A 17,108-nucleotide genomic window follows, 5' to 3' on the forward strand; every position below is an offset into this window, starting at 1 on the left:
ACTCGCGACTTCGTCGCATGCGCTTCGACGGCTCGGACGCGAGACGGGCCGCGAACGGGTCGCTCGTAAGACTCGCTCCGTGGTGGTTGGTGATGGCGGGGCCGTTCGGCACCCGGTGCACGCATGCGGGAAGGCGAGTCCCGTGACTTCGTCGCATGCGGTTCGACGGCTCGGACGCGAGACGGGCCGCGAGCTCCTCGCTCGTAAGAGCCGTCATTGCAGAGTCTCGCAATCGACTCGCCTTCGATGGTCTGCCCCGTATGCGCTGCGGGGTGCCCGGTTGGCACGGACGTATCGTCGGAGCCATGGCTGTTGTGAAGATCAATGCGATCGAGGTTCCGGAGGGCGCGGGCCCCGAGTTGGAGAAGCGATTCGCCCATCGCGCACATGCGGTCGAGGGCTCGCCGGGCTTCCTCGGCTTCCAATTGCTGCGGCCGGTGGCCGGGGAGAACCGGTACTTCGTTGTCACCCAGTGGGATTCGGAGGAGTCGTTCGCGGCGTGGCGGGACGGGCCCGCGCGCGAGGCGCACGCCGGCGAGCGGCAGAAGCCGGTTTCGACGGGTGCCTCGCTGCTGGAGTTCGAGGTCGTACTGGACGTCGCGGCCAAGTCCGCTTCCTGAAACCGCTGGACAGACGCGGCGCGCGACTCGCCCATCCCGGCCTGGGCAAGTTGCCCGCCGTGTTGACGGCGAGTGCGAGGGGATGTCACAGTTCGAAATGACAAACGCGAGGGTGACGCGGTAATTCGGTGAAATTCCGAAGCGGTCGCGCCACTGTGTTCTTGCACCGAGTCCTTGGTGCCGGAAAGCCAGACACCGGCACCTTCGCACCGAACAACTCACGGGACGCGCATCCCTAGGAGGACTCGAATGGCTATCGCGCATTCACCGAGTCGGGCAACTGATTCACTCGGCACGCTGCTCATCGCAGTAGGCGTCGTTCTTCTCGCATTGCTCACGCTGTACCTGGTCGGCTTCGATCAGGGCGTCATCTCGCGCAGCGGGATGTATCTGCATGAGCTCATGCACGACGGACGCCACCTGCTCGGTGTGCCGTGCCATTGATCGGATCGCTCAAGACCCTGCTGCTCCGTGGCCTGCTGGTCGGCCTCATCGCCGGCCTGCTGGCTGCGACAGTGGGCTACTTCGTCGGCGAACCCAAGATCGACACCGCCATTTCTATCGAAGAAGCCAATTCCGCTAAAGAACAGGCCGCCGAGCACGCCCAGGAACCAGCCGGGCATACACACGGCGACGAGGAAGAACCGCTGGTCAGCCGTTCCGGACAGAAGTTCGGGCAGTTCCTTGCCCTCGGACTTGCCGGGCTCGCGTTCGGGGCGATCTTCGCTTCGGTCGCGTCTTTCGCGCGCCGATACACCACCTTGTCCGGACCGAAGCTCGCGCTCGGATTGGCATTGGCAGGTTGGACCGCGATCGTAGCGGTGCCGTTCTTCAAGTACCCGGCCAATCCGCCCGCCGTGGGTGAACCGGACACAATCAACCAGCGCACCCTGCTGTGGTTGGCGGCGGTGCTACTCGGACTGGCTGCGGTCGGCATCGGGCTGTACGTCTACAAACTGCTTGCCGCGCAACTCGGTACGATCCGGCTGATCGCCGGGGTCGCGGCGTTCGTGCTCATCGTCGTGCTCGGGTACATCCTGTTGCCCGGCGTCAACGAGGTGAACGACGACTTCCCGGCCGTTCTGCTGTGGCAGTTCCGTGCGACATCGCTCGGCGAGACGGCCACGCTGTGGGCCTGCCTCGGTCTCGGATTCGCGGCACTCACCGAATTCGCCACGCGCGATAGCACTCCGGTACGAGAAACGGCTGCTACCGCAGGCTGATCCGGAGTTCGGAACGCGAAAGGCAGTGTCGGTTGTATGACCGGCACTGCCTTTTCCGCACAGCCACGAACCGACCCACCGCGCTCGATTTCCGTGGCATTCATCGGACTCGTAGTAGCGCTGCTGTGCGGCGTCGGCGAGGCCATCACATACATCGCTGTGCAATTGGACCGCCCGAACGCCGATATCGGCTCGCTCGCAACAGGTCTAGCTATTCGCGGCGGCATCTATCTGGTGGTTCTCGGCGTTGCCGTCCAGATGGCGCGCGGTGCCCGCTGGGCCAAGACGGTACTCACCTTGGGCATCGGTGTGATCGGCCTGGCCTCGTTGATCATCGAACCACTGGCAGCCACGTTGTCCGCCAAGCAAATCGGCGACCTGTTCGACAACCTCACCGCATCCGCGGTGATCACCGGAACCTTCCGCACCGGGCATATCCTCGCCGTCCTGATCGCCATCCCCGCCATGTACCACCCGAGTGCCCGCCGCTACTTCCGAGGGGAAGCGAGGCAATTGGTGTCGCATAGGTAGTGGCTATCGCGCACAGGCTATTCGGTATGTGCGACAGCATTATTGCCAGCCGGGGCGGACCAGGCCGGATTCGTAGGCCATGACTACGAGTTGGGTGCGGTCTCGCGCGTCCAGCTTCATGAGGATGCGGCTGACGTGGGTGCGGGCGGTGGCGGGGCTCATAAACAGGCGCTCGCCGATTTCGGCATTGGTGAGACCCTCCGCCACCAGGGTCATCACCTCGCGCTCGCGGTCGGTCAGTTCGGTGAAGGCGGCGGGTGGGGGCTGTTTGGCATGGGCGGAGAATTCGGCGATGAGGCGGCGCGTGACACCGGGCGAGAGCAGGGCATCACCCGCGGCGACAACTCGGATAGCACGGACGAGATCAGCGGGCTCGGTGTGTTTGACCAGGAATCCCGTTGCCCCCGCGCGCATGGCCTCGAAGACGTATTCGTCGAGTTCGAAGGTGGTCAGGACGACCACCCGCACATCGGCGAGTTTCGGATCCGCAGCGATCATTCGGGTGGCGGCAAGTCCATCCAGAACGGGCATTCTGATATCCATCAGGACCACGTCGGGGGTCAGACTGCGGGTCATGCGGACGGCTTGTTCACCGTTATCGGCCTCACCCACCACCTGGATGTCGTCCTGTGCCTCGAGCAGTGCGACGAAACCGCCGCGCACAAGTGCCTGATCGTCGGCAACAAGCACCCGAACAGGCCCACCTGTCGAATTGCCGCGGGATCCCGCGTTCATCGCGCCTCCTCCTGAGCCCCCATCTGGGACGGTAGCCGAGCCACCACGCGGTATCCGCCACTCGGCCGAGGGCCGGCGATGAGCTGTCCGCCGAGGGCGTGTGCGCGCTCGCGCATGCCGAGAATGCCATTGCCGCCGCTGGCTCCGGACTTCGATTGTGTGCCGGTGGCGCGAGCATTGTCGATGGTGATCTCGACCGAATCGGCGGCATACCGGATGGTCACCGCGGCCGGCGCGCCGGGCGCGTGGCGGACCACATTGGTCAGCGATTCCTGGATGATGCGCGCCGCCGCCACATCGACGACGCTGGGCAGCTTGTGTGCGGTGCCGATAATGCGGGTGTCGACCGTGAGACCGGCCGCACGGGTGCGCTGCAGCAATGCGTCCAGGTCCTCGATGCTCGGGGCGGGACTACGTGGGGCGGGCGGGCGGGTCTCGAGGCCGTGGGCAACCGAATTGTCTTGGACCCGTTGGAATTGCGCAGGCGTGGATTCGGGGCCAGGCGCGAGGTCCGAGTCGCGCACTTCGGCCGCACCGAGCGTCGGGCCGCCGCTGCGGATCGCGTGCAGCAACGTATGCACCTCGGCCAACGCATCCTTACTCGCCGTCTTGATCGCCGCGAGCGCCGATTCGGCCTGCTCCGGCTTCTTGTCGAAGAGCTCCAGCGCCACCGACGACTGCACATTGATCAGCGAAAGACTGTGCGCCAGTACATCGTGCAGCTCACGGGCGATCGCGAGCCGCTCCTCGCTGGCCCGCCGTTCTCGCTGCGCCTCCTCATCACGACGCGCCGCCTCGGCCCGCTGTCTGCGCGCGACCAGCACTGCCTTGCGTTGGCGGATCCCCTCCGCGATCGCGACCAGTATCCCCAGCCAGGCGATCATGCCGAATGCCAGCCACGGGTCGGCCGGATGCCCGATCAGCGCGGGCAGCGGCCAGAGCAGCACGAGATAGCCGATCGGTGCGAGCGGATATGTCCACCAGCGTGATCCGACGATCGCGGCGCTGATGAATGCGATCACCAGCGAGATGAAAATCGGGCCGTAGCCGTAGCCGCACAGCAGATACACCGCACAGGTCGTGACCGTAACGAGCAGCGCGGGCAGCGGGTAGGAACGGCGTAGCAATAGCGCCACCGGTCCGATGAGCAACAGCACATAGCCGAGCCAGTCGAGCGAGTGCACTCCGGTCTGGCGCAGGTTGGCATTGCGGCCCCCGGCGACCTGGATCACCGCGACGACGAGCGCGAGTACCCAGTCCTGGACGGCCGGGCCACGTTTCGATTCCCCTAGCGCTGTCACATGTGCAGCCTATTAGCCCGGACGCGTCACGACGTCCGCCGCGCTACGTATGCTCGTCCTCCTCCCCGAATATATTTCCGATCGCGGCTGCCCACATGGTCACCTCACGGGCCGTCAGTCGAGGTGACGCCCAGGATTTGGGCATTCCCGAACCCCCTCGCTCCGCGACATTGGCGGCGCATACGCCGCGCTGGTGCTCATCGTCGGCGCCGCTGCGGTGACCGGAGCATATGCTGGGCGACATCAATCCTCGCGGCCGCTTTCACCGTCTGTTCGTATGCCGCCGTACGTACGCCGAGCATCGCCGCTCGACGGATGTGTCACCCCTGGTCGGTGGCGGATTCTCGGTGCATGACAGATTCCATCGTGGTCACCGCAGGGCTGACCAAACGCTACGGCACCCACGCAGCCGTCGACCGCGTGCATATGAATGTCGCGCCCGGCGAAATCTACGGCTTCCTCGGCCCGAACGGTGCGGGTAAGACGACCACGCTGCGAATGCTGGTCGGTTTGATCCGCCCCACCGAGGGCACCGCCACCGTTCTCGGACATACCCCCGGCGATCCGGCCGTGGTCCGCCGCATCGGCGTCCTCATCGAGGGACCCGGCTTCTATCCCTATCTCACCGGCCGCGACAACCTGCGGGTGCTCGCGAAATACCGCGGCCTCGACCGCGCCGATGTGGCGGATGCACTCGACCGCGTCGGCCTCGCCAATCGCGCCGACGATAAATTCCGCACCTACTCCCTCGGCATGAAGCAGCGCCTCGGCGTCGGCGCGGCCCTGCTCGGCCGTCCCGATCTGCTGATTCTGGACGAGCCGACCAATGGCCTCGACCCGCAGGGCATGGCCGAAATGCGGGAGCTCATTACAACTCTCGCCGGGGACGGTCACACGGTGCTGTTGTCCAGCCACATGCTCAGCGAGGTCCAGGAGATCTGCGATCGCGTCGGGGTGATCTCCGGCGGACAACTGCTCACCGAATCCACCGTCGCCGAATTACGCGGCGCCTCTTCGCTTTTACTGCGCGCCGAACCGCTGGAGGTGGCATTTCCCGCGGTACGCCGCGTGGTCGGCGAGCGCTCGGCCATGTTGACCGCGGGTGGAATTCGAATCGAGGCGGGTGCTGCCAACGCCCCGGTGGTCGCGCGTGCGGTCGTCGAATCGGGCGCGGACCTGCTGGAACTGCGGACCGACGAAAAGTCCCTGGAAGAAGTGTTCTTCGAAATGACCCGATTGGAGCCGGTGAAATGATTGGGAAAGACCTGTTGGCAAGCACGCAAGCGGAAATGCTGCGACTGCGCAAGTGGCCCGCATTCTGGATCATTCTCGGCACCTGGATCCTGCTGAATCTCACCTTTTCCTACCTCTTCAACTACCTCGCCTACTCCTCCGGCGATATGAAGACGATGTCGAACGGTGTGCCCAAAGACGTGCTGCTGCACCAGATGTTGCCCGCCGCGGTGCCGGAGGTCTTCACCCAGGGCATGGCAATGTTCGGTGGCGCGCTGATGCTCATTCTCGGCGCATTGACCATCGGTAGCGGTTACGGCTGGGGCACTTGGAAAACCGTGCTCACCCAGGGTCCGTCGCGAAACAACGCCATCGGCGGTGCGCTGGTCAGCCTGGCGGTCACGGTAATCGGGCTGGTGTGCGTCGCATTCGTGGCGGATGTCGGGGTCGCGTCGACAATCGCGATGACCCAATCGCAGTCGCTCGCACTGCCCGGCCTGGGGCAGGCGGCGAACGGAATCATCACCGGCACAGCGATTCTCGGCATGTGGACGCTGGCCGGTGCGCTGATCGGCGCGATCGCGCGCGGTCCGGCCCTGGCTGTCGGGCTCGGACTGGTTTGGGTGCTGGTGGTGGAGAATCTGCTGCGCGGCGTGGCGGCGATCTTCAGTCCGATCAAGGTGCTCACCGATCATCTGCCGGGTACGGCGGCGGGCTCGATGGCCGGTGCGATGCGGACCGTCGACGGGCCTTCGACGCCGGGTGTGCTCGATATCCTGCCGCGGGCTCAGTCGCTCGTCGCGCTGCTGGCGTACGTGGCACTGTTCGCGGCGGGCACGATGTGGCTGGTGCGGCGGCGCGATATGGCCTGATTTTCAGTAGCCGAAAACCGTTGGTGGACAGCAGTTCGTCAACGGTTCGGCGCATTCTCCGACAGTGCGGAACGGGCCAATTCGGCCAGCGCCGCCGCGATCTGCGCGGAGGTGAGGCCCCGTGTCCGCTGCTGCTGATAGACCTCGGCAGCCAACGGCGCGAGCAGCGAATCGACCATGGCGTCCGGTTGACCGACACCGGCTGCAACCAAGAGCGACCGGACGTGCGCGAACCAGAAGCCGTAGGCGCCTGTCGCGAATCGTGCGCCGCCGGTCTCGGCACCGAGCACCAAATCCGCGTGCTGGTCCAATAATTCGACCATGGCGGCATAGAACGCAGCGAGTCGTTCGGCGGGTGGCGCGCCGGGACCGAGCGGCGGCGCACCGCGCAACAACTGCTCCTGCAGTGTGCGTTCGTGTTCGTCGAGCAGTGCGACGGCGATCGAATTCGTATCCGGATAGCGGCGATACAGCGTGCCGCGCCCGACCCCCGCCGCCTTGGCGATGTCGTCCATCGTGACGGTGCGCGGATCCCGCGTTGCGAACAGTTCGGCGGCCGCGGCGAGCACCTTGGCCCGGTTGCGGGCCGCGTCCGCGCGCTCGGTCGGCGCCGCCGGATGCCCGCTGAGCAGGTCCATATCGCTGTTCATGATCCCGACTGTACTCGACATTCCATGTAACTGGACATTGTGTCCGGTTGTCCGTTACCGTATCAACCGGACAAAGTGTCCAGTTATATCTACGGGAGAAATCATGAGCACGTTGTTGCATCTCGATGCCAGCGCCCGACGTTGTTCCATCAGCCGGGAACTGAGCGCGGCATTCGCCAAGGCATGGCGCGCCGAGAATCCGGACGGCAGCTACATCTATCGCGATTTGGCTGCCGAGCCCGTGCCGTTCATCGACGAGGCATGGACCGAACTATGCGATGCCGTCCTCGCCCAACCCGGCACCGACCTGCATCGCCTCACCGAACTGATCCGCACGCCGGAACAGACCGCCGCGTGGGCGATCGTGGAGCCACTGCTGACCGAGTTGCTGGCCGCCGACGTGATTCTCATCGGCACCCCGATGTACAACTACTCGATCCCGGCCGCACTCAAGGCTTGGCTCGATCAGGTCACCTTCCCGCGGATGTCATTGGGCGACAAGCGTTTTGTCGTCGTCTCGGCGCGTGGGGGCTCCTACGCACCCGGCGCCCCGAAGGCCGCCTTCGACCACCAAGAGCGCTACCTGCGCGATTTCTTCGCGGGCCATTTCGCCGTCACCGACACCGTTTTCGTCAATGCGGAACTCGCCAACTCGAGGCAGGACCCGGCATTAGCACATCTGCGCCGCAAGCATGACGAGTCCTATTCGGCCGCAATGGAATCCGCGCGCGAGCTGGCCAAGGGGCACTGATGAACTGGATAATTCTCGGCATCGCCGGACTGGTGGAGATCATCTGGTCACAGAGCATCAAACCGACGCAGAACTTCACCCGCCCGGTCCCGACCCTCATCTGCTTCGTGCTCGGTGCGGTCGCGGTGTACCTGCTCTCGCGGGCCATGCAGACGCTGCCGGTCGGCACGGCGTACGCGGTATTCACCGGAATCGGCGCAGTCGGGGCGATCAGCCTAGGTGTGGTGATCAACAAAGATCCGATGAGCGCCGGACGGCTGCTGGCGCTGACGCTGATCCTCGGCGGCATCGTGCTGGCGCGCGTCACCAATCCGGAGTGAGCAGGTCCGGCGGTACAGTCCGAAGCATGTTCGAACCAGTGCGGGTACCCGATCTATCGTCGCGCCCCTTCAGGCTCGAGGTCGAGCGCACGATGGCCGCGCTGCCACCGGCGCTGTACCTGGCCTGGACCGAGCGGTTCGACCACTGGTTCGCGGCCCCCGGCTCGGTCCTCATGCGCCCAGTCGTGAACGCGCCGTTCTTCTTCGAGACCGACCACCAGGGCATGCGCAGCCCGCACTACGGACGGTTCATTCGTCTGATTCCGGACCAGATCGTCGAGCTGACCTGGGTGACCGGGGCCGGTGGCACCGAGGGCGCGGAAACCATGGTGACGGTCGAGCTCATGCCGATCGACTCCGGCACTCGACTTCGCTTGGCGCACGCGGGATTTGCCGATGAAGCTGCCCGCGACCGGCACTCACAGGCCTGGCCGCTGGTACTCGAGCAACTCGATCAGCACACCGACGAGCCCGCCTGACCACTGTCCACCGAGGCGCTCGATTCGGGCTGGCCTTCGCACGCGCCGCTGGGGCGGCGGGGGTAGGTTCGACTGCGAATTGTGATTCACACATCTTCGAAAGGATCGTGATGCCCACACGTACCGCGCGCACCGCTTGGACCGGAGGCCTCCAGGACGGCTCCGGACAGGTCGAGCTGGCCAGTTCCGGTGTCGGCAAGTACGACGTCTCCTTCCCCAAGCGCGCCGCCGACGATGCCGACGGCACCACCAGCCCCGAGGAACTGATCGCGGCCGCGCACTCCTCCTGCTTCGCCATGGCCCTCTCGGCCCAGATCGGCAATGCCGGCGGCACGCCCGAGAGCCTGGACGTCACCGCCGATGTGACCCTCGGCCCGGATCCGGACGGCGGCTTCCGCATCAGCGCCATCAAGCTCACCGTCCGCGGCCGGGTCTCCGGTCTGGACGCCGACGGCTTCGCAGCTGCCGCGGCCGCCGCCAAGGCGGGCTGTCCGGTCAGCAAGGCCCTCGCCGGGGTGGACAACATCACCCTCGACGCCGCCCTCGCCTGACTTCCCGGCTCCTCGCACCGCAGGTGCGAGGAGCCCAGTGGTTATGCGAGCGCATGCATACCGCCCCAGCGCATCCGGTATCGCAACCGCACACCCCACATGAGTGTGTGAGCCTGCGACAAGGGGCGCATGCTCACCAACCGTTTCGACACCCTGTAGTCCTGGCTTGTACGCACGTAGGCGTATGGCGAATGCCGTCGACAGGCCGATGTACGGGTGGGGGTATCAGGAGCAGGGTTGCGGCATGAACATTCTTACTCAACCCGAGGCCATCACCTTTTGGGCCGATCACTATGACGGCGGATGGCATCCCTGGCCGTTCTTCTGGATCTTCCCACTGCTGTTCTGGGCCGCCATCATCGTCTTCTTCGTCGCGCGGCGGCGGTTCTGGGGTCACCAGAGCGGAATCGGCGTGCTGCGTACCGCATTCGCGCGCGGCGAGATCACCGAGCAGCAATATCGGAGTCGACTTGCGGTGCTGCGCGAACGCGGAGGAAAGCCGCGCGGCGGTGAAACTCCCACCACTTGAGCCGCATTCCGCCCCAACGACCATCCGACCCGATTCACGGGAGACCACAACCATGAGCATGACCTTCGGCATCGTCATCACACCGCGTTCCGGCGCCGAATGGGCCCGCGCGGCCCAGCGCGCCGAGCAACAGGGCTACCGGACGATCCTGCTTCCGGACACCCTGAACACCCCATCCCCATTCCCGACACTCGCGGCCGCCGCCGCAGTGACCACCACCGTCCGGCTGCGTCCGAACGTCCTGGCCGCGCCCCTGCGCAATCCGGCGGTCACCGTGCGGGAAACCGCCGCACTGCAACTGCTTTCGGACGGACGATTCGAACTCGGCATCGGGTCGGGGCGACCCGATGCGAGCGCCGAGGCCGAACGGCTCGGTATGCCTTGGGGTTCGGCCGCCGAACGTCGCGAGCAACTCATCGCCACCGTGCATGCGGTTCGCGAACAGGTCGACCCGGCGCCGCCGATCATCGTCGCCGCGAATGGTCCTCGAATGCTCACTGTCGCAGCGGATTTCGCTGATCGCGTGCTGCTGGCCGCCGGACCGGACGCCACCGAATCCGATCTCGCCGAGATGGTCCGGATCGTGCGCGACAATACCGATCGCGATGTGCGCTTCACCCATCAAATGGTCGGCATCGGTGACGAACTGCCGTTCTGGTTGAGCAAGCGGCTCGGACTCACCGCGCACGGCCTGCGCGCAGCCGGCTCGGCGGGTGTGCTCGACGGCGATCCGGCCACCATCACCGAGGTGCTCGAATACCGCAGGGAGAAGTACGGCATCGATGAACTGATCGTCCCCGGCGAACTGGCCGAAGCCTTCGCCCCGGCGCTGGCCCGGTTCACGAGCTGATACGAAAAATGCCGCCCACCGGAATCCGGTGGGCGGCATCTTCTAGCCGTTGCGACTTACTCGCCAGCTGCTTCGGCCGCGGTGCCTTCGCCCGCACCCGTGAGCACGACTTCTGGCTTCTCCTCGGTCGCTGCCGCCTTGGTCAGCTTCGCCTTGCCGGTGAAGGTGAACTTGGCATTCTCGCCGGAGCCCTCCCCGTCCCAGCCTTCGACGTCGACCACGATGGTCTGACCCGCACCGATCTCGCCGAAGAGGATCTTCTCCGACAACTGGTCCTCGATCTCGCGCTGGATGGTCCGGCGCAGCGGCCGAGCGCCGAGCACCGGATCGAAGCCGCGCTTGGCAAGCAGTGCCTTGCCCTGCGGGGACAGCTCGATCTCCATGTCCTTGTTCCTCAGCTGCGTAGCGACGCGGCCGATCATCAGATCCACCATCTCCACGATCTGATCCGTGGTGAGCTGGTGGAAGACGATCACGTCGTCGATGCGGTTGAGGAACTCGGGCCGGAAGTGCTTCTTCAGCTCGTCGTTGACCTTGAGCTTCATCCGCTCGTAGTTCGAACCCTCGGCGTTGGACTGGGTGAAGCCCAGGCCGACCGCCTTGGAGATGTCCGAGGTACCCAGGTTCGAGGTGAAGATCAGCACGGTGTTCTTGAAGTCGACCGTACGACCCTGGCCGTCGGTGAGACGACCGTCCTCGAGGACCTGCAACAGGGTGTTGTAGATCTCCTGATGTGCCTTTTCGATCTCGTCGAACAAAACGACCGAGAACGGCTTGCGGCGCACCTTTTCGGTGAGCTGGCCACCCTCTTCGTAGCCCACGTACCCGGGCGGGGCACCGAAGAGCCGCGATGCGGTGAAGCGGTCGTGGAACTCGCCCATATCGATCTGGATGAGCGCGTCGTCATCGCCGAACAGGAAGTTCGCCAGCGCCTTGGACAGCTCGGTCTTACCGACACCGGACGGACCGGCGAAGATGAACGAGCCCGAGGGCCGCTTGGGATCCTTCAGACCGGCGCGTGTACGGCGGATCGCCTTGGAGACGGCCCGGACCGCATCCTCTTGGCCGATGATCCGCTTGTGCAGCTCGTCCTCCATGCGGAGCAGACGGGTCGTCTCCTCCTCAGTGAGCTTGAACACCGGAATACCGGTCCAGTTGGCGAGCACCTCTGCAATCTGCTCGTCGTCGACCTCGGCCACGACGTCCAGATCACCGGAGCGCCATTGCTTCTCACGCTCGGCGCGCTTGGCGACCAGCTGCTTTTCCTTATCGCGCAGCCGCGCCGCCTTCTCGAAGTCCTGCGCGTCGATGGCGCTTTCCTTCTCCCGGCGCGCATCGGCGATCTTGTCGTCGAATTCGCGCAGGTCCGGCGGGGCGGTCATGCGACGGATACGCATGCGAGCACCGGCCTCGTCGATCAGGTCGATCGCCTTGTCCGGCAGGAACCGGTCGTTGATGTAGCGGTCGGCCAGCGTCGCGGCGGCAACCAGCGCGCCATCGGTGATGGAGACCCGGTGATGCGCCTCGTAGCGGTCACGCAGACCCTTGAGGATATTGATGGTGTGCTCGACCGTCGGCTCGCCGACCTGCACCGGCTGGAACCGGCGCTCCAGGGCGGCATCCTTCTCGATGTACTTGCGGTACTCGTCGAGAGTGGTCGCACCGATGGTCTGCAGCTCACCGCGGGCCAGCTTCGGCTTCAGGATGGAAGCGGCGTCGATCGCGCCCTCGGCGGCACCCGCGCCGACGAGCGTGTGCAGCTCGTCGATGAACAGGATGATGTCGCCGCGGGTGTTGATCTCCTTGAGCACCTTCTTCAGGCGCTCTTCGAAGTCACCGCGGTAGCGGCTGCCCGCGACCAGGGAACCCAGGTCGAGGGTGTAGAGCTGCTTATCCTTCAGCGTCTCGGGGACCTCACCGTTGACGATGGCCTGCGCCAGACCCTCGACCACGGCGGTCTTACCGACACCGGGCTCGCCGATGAGGACCGGGTTGTTCTTGGTGCGGCGGCTCAGCACCTGCATGACGCGCTCGATTTCCTTCGAGCGGCCGATGACCGGGTCGAGCTTGCCTTCGAGGGCGGCCTGGGTCAGATTCCGACCGAACTGGTCCAGCACCAGCGAGGTGGACGGTGTCCCGGCCTCGCCGCGTGAACCGGATTCGACCGGCTCTTTGCCCTGATATCCGGACAGCAACTGGATGACCTGCTGGCGCACCCGGTTGAGATCGGCACCCAGCTTCACCAGCACCTGCGCCGCGACACCCTCACCTTCACGGATCAGGCCGAGCAGAATGTGCTCGGTGCCGATGTAGTTGTGGCCGAGCTGCAGCGCCTCGCGCAGACTCAGCTCCAGCACCTTCTTGGCACGCGGGGTGAACGGGATATGACCGGACGGGGCCTGCTGGCCCTGGCCGATGATCTCCTCCACCTGGCTACGCACACCCTCCAGCGAAATACCAAGGGATTCCAGCGACTTCGCCGCTACGCCCTCGCCCTCGTGGATCAACCCAAGCAGGATGTGCTCGGTGCCGATGTAGTTGTGGTTAAGCATCCGGGCCTCTTCTTGGGCCAGGACAACGACGCGCCTCGCGCGGTCGGTGAACCTCTCGAACATCGCTCCCTCACTCTCCTGCTCCGACATTCTGGCGTCCGACGCTTCTGTGGCGTCAGCCTGCCATGAAGCCCGGGGGTTGCGGCCCCGGACTCCACTCTAGTTGGCCGGGGATTACGCCGCCTCCAGTCCACCCTATTGGGGACCAGCGACAGCACGGTCATTCACTCATAACGTGCTTGTTGCGGGATACGTTTCCGCTCGGGTTTTGCCCTCAGCGAAATCGCCGGTCGTCGCTTCCCAGTCGTGGTGTCAGCCGGTGAACGGCGGGACGAACTCGCACGGCACCTCGCGCGCATGCCCCGGATCGAGGGCGTTGAGCACGAAGCGGGCGGTGCGGGGACTGCCCGCGATGGCCAGATGTTCGGAGTAGTCGGACGCGCAGCCGTCCTGGACGACGATATTCGTGGCATTCGGCCCGGGCACGAAGCCCGAGTCGTAGGGGACGACGATCTCGTCGAGGCTGCCCATGATGTTGGTGTAGGTGATGCCGGGAACGTAGACGCCGTCGCTGTTGAGATCCCGCAGGAAGGCCGAGTCGCGCAACAGCTCGGTGCAGGCTTCGCACAGCGAACCCGCCGCCGCGTGGAAGTAGGCCCCGGCGCCGAGCCGGTCGGCGAACGCGGCCACATCCGCACCGCCGCCCGCATTGGTACCGCGCCAGGCCGGTGCGATCGATACATATTTATCGATCTTGTCCGCCCCGCCGAGCCGCTTGGCGTAATAGTTCGGCATTACCGTGCCCTGCGAATGCCCGACCACATCCACCTTGCTCGCCCCGGTTGCCGCGAGGACCCGATCCACGAACGCACCGAACTGCACCGCGCTCTGCTCGATCGGCAGCATCCCGCCCACCGCGGAGATCGGCCACGGCAGATCGTATGCGCCATAGGTCAGCGAGAAGACGCAGTAACCTTCGTTCGCGAGCAGCGGTGCGTAGAGTCCCCAATTCGTCTGTGCCCCACCACCCGTACCGTGCGCGAGCACAACGGGATTGGGATGCTCCGCGCTGGGCCGGCACCCCCAATCATTCGAACCCGGCAGCGAGCCACCATGATTCACCAGCTCGTTCGGAATTCCGGCAAAGAAGTTGTAGTCGACCGGATACTCCGCCTGCGCAATGCCACCCGCGCCAATCCACAGCACAGCCAGCACGGCAACGACGAGCGCGGAACCGGAAACACTCCGCATGAAGACCTCCAAATCTGGAACGTGTTCCAGAACGTAGCGCAACTTATCCTCACCCGGAGGGCAGTTCGCGCAAGTCAGCCGCGAATCCAGTTCCCCTCCCGATACTCACCAGCTATGCGCCCGACAGTGTTTCGACCGCTCGCAGGGTGCGAGTTACCGGCGTCGATTCCGGAGGCGTACGGCCCTCGCGGCGAGGAGGCCTTACTGGAACACGTTGCCGTATTGGCGGGCGAGCCGACTTGACGGTGGCTCGCGGCATGCTGGTCCCGCGCTCGCGCAATTGCCGCGACCGAACCGCGCCGGCCGGTGAGCCGGCGTGCTGCCCGCCAGCCGCGCAGCAGTGCCCGATTGCCGTCCTGGTTACCGCACGGCAGGCCCGCCAGCGTCCGGTAAGGGGCCGAACTCAAAAGCACCGTTTTCGGCCCGCAGACGGCCCGTCAGGCGGTTCCCGCCGGCGCTGCGGCATCGCCCCTCCGGCGCGTGGCCCGCAGTGCGGAATTGGATGTGCCTGCCGCGTAATCGTTCGCGAGAATGTAGTCCGACCTGGCGGATTCGCAGTTCGCATACCGAAACCGCCGTCGACGAGCCGATTGCTGATCGACCCGCCGACGGCGGCATAGAACTAGCAGTTACTGCGGTCGATTCCTATGCGAGGGGATGCACACCAGTCCGCTGCGCACCGAACTGCCCGAATCCATGCTGCTGGGCCATGATCGGCGCCCGGTAGTACTGACCGGCGGTCTGCGGGCCGCTGCCCGGCACCGACTGAACGGGTGAAACCTGCTGTGCGCCAACCGAACCCGCGGCATGCGCGCGGCCGTGCTGGATGCCCGCCACGAAGAGCGCCCCGGTCAGCACCAAAAATGCCAATGTGTGCAGAATCGCACGGAGGATATTCCAACGGACCCAAGCGGATTCGAAATCGGCACGCACCTTTGCCAGATCACCGATCTGGCCCGGATCGCCCGCGGCGGCCAGTTGATCGTTCAGAGGAACATTCAATCCGGAGGTGACCGCGAAGGCGATCACATTCAGTGCCAAGGCCACACCGAGCCAGATCAAGATGGTGCGGTGTTCCTTGCCCAGGTGCAGCGCCGCCGCGAGGAAGGTGAAACCGACGGTGCCGAGGAATCCGAGCATGAACCACGGGTTGATGATGACCACATTGATCTTCTGCATCACATCGATCATCGCGCGATCATCGGTGCGGTTCAGCGCGGGCATCACCGATATCGCATAAGCGTAGAAAACGCCCGCGATCAAGCCGGTTGCGAGCGTGGCCGCCACCAGCGCGGCGAGTCGTAGCGCGAACATGAATTTCTCCTGCCTCGAAACCCGGACCTGGTCCGATTTACTCGGTCCGGCGATGTTTCAAGTACACCGGTAGCCGTCGCGACCATCCATGGTTCAAGCGCTCGGCCACCTAAGCGAGAGTCCACGCCGCTACGGCGTCACAAGTCGCGGTCGGAGATCAACCCACTCTGCATGGCCAAACCGGCCAGTCGGACTCTTTTCTGATTCTGCGGCAGATTTTCCACACCGAACTTGGCGAACAGTGCCCGCAGATGAGTCTTGATCGCATCGACGCTCAGGAACAATTCCTCGGCGATCTGTTGATTCGAAGCCGGCGACGCGAAACCAGCACCGTTCTTATATGGGCGGCACAGCGCGACCAGCACCGCGCGCTGGGTATCGGTCAGCGAGCGCAGCGTGGGAATAGTGCCGGTCGAGGTCCGCGTCGCGTCATCGACCACACCACCGAAATCGTGAAACGACACCAGCGAGGTGCCGACCCGGATCCGATCGCCCGCCATCAGCCGCCGCCGCCCGACCAGTCGTTCTCCGTTGACGAAGGTGCCGTTGCGGGACAGGCCGTCATCGACGATCGTCCAGTGCGCACCCAGATATTCGACCGCCGCATGCAGCCGCGAGACCTCCGCGTCCCAGCGCAGCGCCAGATCGGCCTGCGGGGAACGCCCGATGGTGACGCGCTGCTGGTCCGGGGTGAGCATGAACTCCTGCTGCCGACCCGAGTCATCAGTGAATCGCAACAGCGATCCGACGAAACCAGTCACTGCGCCGATACCTCATCTCTCCATACCGCCAGTGACGCTCTTCGCACAGTTCCATGGTGCCGCGTCCTGGTACCGCGAGCAAGATCGAGTCGACTGCAGACCTTCCTCATATCGAAGGCCTATCACAAACGACCGCCGCCCGGGCGTCGCACGATTCGCCCGGGCGGCAGCCCAATAAAATAAGAACTCAGCCCTTCGCGGCCTTGTTGTACGCATCGGTGATGTCGGCCGAGATACGACCCCGCGCGGACACCTTGTGTCCATTCCGGCGCGCCCACTCGCGAATTGCCGCGCTTTGTTCACGATCGATCGAGACCCGGCTCTTTGCGGCTCCGGGAGCAGCAACCGCCGCCTTGACCCGCCGCCGGCCACTCACTCGCCGAGCACTCGAAACCCACTCTTCCAGGCCGTCGCGCAGCTTCGCCGCATTTGCCGACGACAGGTCGATCTCGTACGACACACCGTCGATCGCAAACTCAATGGTCTCGTCCGCGATGGACTCACCATCGACATCGTCGATCAGGCTAACGGTGACCTTCTTTGCCATGAGATGAACGTCCTCTCGAAATCGTGCGACCCGCATAC

General features: G+C 65.0%; 20 protein-coding genes and 1 riboswitch. Of the genes, 12 read left to right on the forward strand and 8 right to left on the reverse strand.

Features of this window, described 5'->3' with window-relative positions:
* Positions 1 to 305 precede the first annotated feature (305 nt).
* From mhuD to AB0J47_RS30735, 4 genes are all read left to right on the forward strand, one after another.
* On the forward strand, positions 306 to 620 hold the full coding sequence (gene mhuD / locus AB0J47_RS30720) for a mycobilin-forming heme oxygenase MhuD (RefSeq protein ID WP_040686177.1): 315 nt from the start codon (positions 306 to 308) through the stop codon (positions 618 to 620).
* A 65-nt stretch (positions 621 to 685) separates the two neighbouring features.
* A riboswitch (cobalamin riboswitch) is annotated at positions 686 to 839 on the forward strand.
* 30 nt (positions 840 to 869) lie between these two features.
* Positions 870 to 1,064: a CbtB-domain containing protein gene (locus tag AB0J47_RS30725; protein ID WP_040686176.1), complete on the forward strand. Its 195-nt coding sequence runs from the start codon at positions 870 to 872 to the stop codon at positions 1,062 to 1,064.
* Entirely contained in the window at positions 1,055 to 1,843 is a 789-nt protein-coding gene (locus AB0J47_RS30730; RefSeq protein ID WP_364353867.1) for a CbtA family protein, read from the forward strand. The genes AB0J47_RS30725 and AB0J47_RS30730 overlap by 10 nt, the downstream gene beginning before the upstream one ends.
* 36 nt (positions 1,844 to 1,879) lie before the next feature.
* Positions 1,880 to 2,374, forward strand: a complete 495-nt coding sequence (locus AB0J47_RS30735; protein ID WP_364353870.1) for a hypothetical protein — start codon at positions 1,880 to 1,882, stop codon at positions 2,372 to 2,374.
* A 39-nt stretch (positions 2,375 to 2,413) separates the two neighbouring features.
* Here the strand turns inward: AB0J47_RS30735 and AB0J47_RS30740 are convergent, their stop codons facing one another.
* Both AB0J47_RS30740 and AB0J47_RS30745 read right to left on the reverse strand, forming a co-directional pair.
* Entirely contained in the window at positions 2,414 to 3,109 is a 696-nt protein-coding gene (locus AB0J47_RS30740) for a response regulator transcription factor (RefSeq protein ID WP_364353873.1), read from the reverse strand.
* Complete coding sequence (locus AB0J47_RS30745) at positions 3,106 to 4,410, reverse strand: histidine kinase (protein ID WP_364353876.1); 1,305 nt, start codon at positions 4,408 to 4,410, stop codon at positions 3,106 to 3,108. Before AB0J47_RS30745 ends, AB0J47_RS30740 begins: the two co-directional genes overlap by 4 nt.
* A 351-nt stretch (positions 4,411 to 4,761) precedes the next feature.
* Between AB0J47_RS30745 and AB0J47_RS30750 the strand changes: the two genes are divergently transcribed.
* Both AB0J47_RS30750 and AB0J47_RS30755 read left to right on the forward strand, forming a co-directional pair.
* Positions 4,762 to 5,664 carry an ABC transporter ATP-binding protein gene (locus AB0J47_RS30750; RefSeq protein ID WP_364353879.1) on the forward strand — a complete coding sequence of 301 codons (903 nt, stop codon included), beginning with the start codon at positions 4,762 to 4,764 and terminating at the stop codon, positions 5,662 to 5,664.
* A 14-nt stretch (positions 5,665 to 5,678) separates the two neighbouring features.
* Entirely contained in the window at positions 5,679 to 6,515 is an 837-nt protein-coding gene (locus AB0J47_RS30755; protein ID WP_364353882.1) for an ABC transporter permease, read from the forward strand.
* Positions 6,516 to 6,553: 38 nt separating this feature from the next.
* On the opposite strand, the gene AB0J47_RS30760 is transcribed toward AB0J47_RS30755, so the two are convergent.
* A complete protein-coding gene (locus AB0J47_RS30760) occupies positions 6,554 to 7,165 on the reverse strand; it encodes a helix-turn-helix domain-containing protein (RefSeq protein ID WP_364353885.1) in 612 nt (203 codons plus the stop codon).
* Positions 7,166 to 7,268: 103 nt separating this feature from the next.
* Here AB0J47_RS30760 and AB0J47_RS30765 point away from each other — a divergent pair, with 103 nt between their 5' ends.
* The 6 genes from AB0J47_RS30765 to AB0J47_RS30790 all read left to right on the forward strand — a co-directional run bounded on the left by AB0J47_RS30765 (position 7,269) and on the right by AB0J47_RS30790 (position 10,645).
* Positions 7,269 to 7,916: an NAD(P)H-dependent oxidoreductase gene (locus AB0J47_RS30765; RefSeq protein ID WP_364353888.1), complete on the forward strand. Its 648-nt coding sequence runs from the start codon at positions 7,269 to 7,271 to the stop codon at positions 7,914 to 7,916.
* The gene (locus tag AB0J47_RS30770; protein WP_364353891.1) at positions 7,916 to 8,236 is read left to right on the forward strand and encodes a multidrug efflux SMR transporter; all 321 of its coding nucleotides are present in this window, start codon (positions 7,916 to 7,918) and stop codon (positions 8,234 to 8,236) included. Before AB0J47_RS30765 ends, AB0J47_RS30770 begins: the two co-directional genes overlap by 1 nt.
* Positions 8,237 to 8,262: 26 nt before the next feature.
* The gene (locus tag AB0J47_RS30775; protein WP_364353894.1) at positions 8,263 to 8,715 is read left to right on the forward strand and encodes an SRPBCC domain-containing protein; all 453 of its coding nucleotides are present in this window, start codon (positions 8,263 to 8,265) and stop codon (positions 8,713 to 8,715) included.
* 110 nt (positions 8,716 to 8,825) lie between these two features.
* Positions 8,826 to 9,266 (forward strand): OsmC family peroxiredoxin, encoded by a 441-nt coding sequence (locus tag AB0J47_RS30780; protein ID WP_040686169.1) that lies wholly within the window; start codon positions 8,826 to 8,828, stop codon positions 9,264 to 9,266.
* 244 nt (positions 9,267 to 9,510) lie between these two features.
* Positions 9,511 to 9,795 (forward strand): SHOCT domain-containing protein, encoded by a 285-nt coding sequence (locus tag AB0J47_RS30785; protein ID WP_364353897.1) that lies wholly within the window; start codon positions 9,511 to 9,513, stop codon positions 9,793 to 9,795.
* 52 nt (positions 9,796 to 9,847) lie between these two features.
* Positions 9,848 to 10,645: an LLM class flavin-dependent oxidoreductase gene (locus AB0J47_RS30790; RefSeq protein WP_364353900.1), complete on the forward strand. Its 798-nt coding sequence runs from the start codon at positions 9,848 to 9,850 to the stop codon at positions 10,643 to 10,645.
* 56 nt (positions 10,646 to 10,701) lie between these two features.
* On the opposite strand, the gene AB0J47_RS30795 is transcribed toward AB0J47_RS30790, so the two are convergent.
* From AB0J47_RS30795 to AB0J47_RS30815, 5 genes are all read right to left on the reverse strand, one after another.
* Complete coding sequence (locus tag AB0J47_RS30795; protein ID WP_364353903.1) at positions 10,702 to 13,260, reverse strand: ATP-dependent Clp protease ATP-binding subunit; 2,559 nt, start codon at positions 13,258 to 13,260, stop codon at positions 10,702 to 10,704.
* A 249-nt stretch (positions 13,261 to 13,509) separates the two neighbouring features.
* On the reverse strand, positions 13,510 to 14,448 hold the full coding sequence (locus AB0J47_RS30800) for an alpha/beta fold hydrolase (RefSeq protein WP_364353906.1): 939 nt from the start codon (positions 14,446 to 14,448) through the stop codon (positions 13,510 to 13,512).
* Positions 14,449 to 15,093: 645 nt separating this feature from the next.
* The gene (locus AB0J47_RS30805; RefSeq protein ID WP_364353909.1) at positions 15,094 to 15,762 is read right to left on the reverse strand and encodes an anthrone oxygenase family protein; all 669 of its coding nucleotides are present in this window, start codon (positions 15,760 to 15,762) and stop codon (positions 15,094 to 15,096) included.
* A 137-nt stretch (positions 15,763 to 15,899) separates the two neighbouring features.
* Complete coding sequence (locus AB0J47_RS30810) at positions 15,900 to 16,460, reverse strand: FHA domain-containing protein (protein ID WP_364354203.1); 561 nt, start codon at positions 16,458 to 16,460, stop codon at positions 15,900 to 15,902.
* 250 nt (positions 16,461 to 16,710) lie between these two features.
* The gene (locus tag AB0J47_RS30815; RefSeq protein ID WP_040686163.1) at positions 16,711 to 17,070 is read right to left on the reverse strand and encodes an Lsr2 family protein; all 360 of its coding nucleotides are present in this window, start codon (positions 17,068 to 17,070) and stop codon (positions 16,711 to 16,713) included.
* Between the last annotated feature and the right edge of the window lie 38 nt (positions 17,071 to 17,108).

Source organism: Nocardia sp. NPDC049737 (assembly GCF_040674755.1).
In the GTDB taxonomy this organism is placed as follows: Bacteria; Actinomycetota; Actinomycetes; order Mycobacteriales; family Mycobacteriaceae; genus Nocardia.

Excerpts from the sequence above, each read along its gene's own strand:
- mhuD (WP_040686177.1), top strand. The coding sequence starts at position 306 with ATGGCTGTTGTGAAGATCAATGCGATCGAGGTTCCGGAGGGCGCGGGC.
- AB0J47_RS30725 (WP_040686176.1), top strand. The coding sequence starts at position 870 with ATGGCTATCGCGCATTCACCGAGTCGGGCAACTGATTCACTCGGCACG.
- AB0J47_RS30735 (WP_364353870.1), top strand. The coding sequence starts at position 1,880 with ATGACCGGCACTGCCTTTTCCGCACAGCCACGAACCGACCCACCGCGC.
- AB0J47_RS30740 (WP_364353873.1), bottom strand. The coding sequence starts at position 3,109 with ATGAACGCGGGATCCCGCGGCAATTCGACAGGTGGGCCTGTTCGGGTG.
- AB0J47_RS30750 (WP_364353879.1), top strand. The coding sequence starts at position 4,762 with ATGACAGATTCCATCGTGGTCACCGCAGGGCTGACCAAACGCTACGGC.
- AB0J47_RS30760 (WP_364353885.1), bottom strand. The coding sequence starts at position 7,165 with ATGAACAGCGATATGGACCTGCTCAGCGGGCATCCGGCGGCGCCGACC.
- AB0J47_RS30765 (WP_364353888.1), top strand. The coding sequence starts at position 7,269 with ATGAGCACGTTGTTGCATCTCGATGCCAGCGCCCGACGTTGTTCCATC.
- AB0J47_RS30770 (WP_364353891.1), top strand. The coding sequence starts at position 7,916 with ATGAACTGGATAATTCTCGGCATCGCCGGACTGGTGGAGATCATCTGG.
- AB0J47_RS30775 (WP_364353894.1), top strand. The coding sequence starts at position 8,263 with ATGTTCGAACCAGTGCGGGTACCCGATCTATCGTCGCGCCCCTTCAGG.
- AB0J47_RS30780 (WP_040686169.1), top strand. The coding sequence starts at position 8,826 with ATGCCCACACGTACCGCGCGCACCGCTTGGACCGGAGGCCTCCAGGAC.
- AB0J47_RS30785 (WP_364353897.1), top strand. The coding sequence starts at position 9,511 with ATGAACATTCTTACTCAACCCGAGGCCATCACCTTTTGGGCCGATCAC.
- AB0J47_RS30790 (WP_364353900.1), top strand. The coding sequence starts at position 9,848 with ATGAGCATGACCTTCGGCATCGTCATCACACCGCGTTCCGGCGCCGAA.
- AB0J47_RS30795 (WP_364353903.1), bottom strand. The coding sequence starts at position 13,260 with ATGTTCGAGAGGTTCACCGACCGCGCGAGGCGCGTCGTTGTCCTGGCC.
- AB0J47_RS30800 (WP_364353906.1), bottom strand. The coding sequence starts at position 14,448 with ATGCGGAGTGTTTCCGGTTCCGCGCTCGTCGTTGCCGTGCTGGCTGTG.
- AB0J47_RS30805 (WP_364353909.1), bottom strand. The coding sequence starts at position 15,762 with ATGTTCGCGCTACGACTCGCCGCGCTGGTGGCGGCCACGCTCGCAACC.
- AB0J47_RS30810 (WP_364354203.1), bottom strand. The coding sequence starts at position 16,460 with ATGCTCACCCCGGACCAGCAGCGCGTCACCATCGGGCGTTCCCCGCAG.
- AB0J47_RS30815 (WP_040686163.1), bottom strand. The coding sequence starts at position 17,070 with ATGGCAAAGAAGGTCACCGTTAGCCTGATCGACGATGTCGATGGTGAG.